Annotated in this window: 2 tRNA genes; both read left to right on the forward strand. The window is 54.1% G+C overall.

Going from position 1 to position 331, the window contains the following annotated elements:
* Positions 1-178 precede the first annotated feature (178 nt).
* A tRNA-Met gene (locus GT1_RS21940) sits at positions 179-254 on the forward strand.
* Positions 255-256: 2 nt separating this feature from the next.
* Positions 257-329: transfer RNA gene (locus GT1_RS21945), tRNA-Thr, on the forward strand.
* Positions 330-331 lie beyond the last annotated feature (2 nt).

Below are 331 nucleotides of genomic sequence, written 5' to 3' on the forward strand. Positions count from 1 at the left end.
CGAGTGGCTAAAGGGAGCAGACTGTAAATCTGCCGTCTTTGACTTCGGTGGTTCGAATCCACCTCCCTCCACCATAAGCAGCGAACCAAGTTGTCGCGAGCCGGCAGGCAAAGCGATAACTTGTGTGAGTCGCTTAGTTCCGGGCGATAGCAAGGAACATCCTTTATAACTATAATATCGCGGGGTGGAGCAGCTGGCAGCTCGTCGGGCTCATAACCCGAAGGTCACAGGTTCAAGTCCTGTCCCCGCAACCAATGCTGGTGTAGCTCAGTCGGTAGAGCGTATCCTTGGTAAGGATAAGGTCACCGGTTCAATCCCGGTCACTAGCTCC

It is taken from the genome of Sporomusa sp. GT1 (assembly GCF_014634905.1).
GTDB lineage: Bacteria > Bacillota > Negativicutes > Sporomusales > Sporomusaceae > Sporomusa > Sporomusa sphaeroides.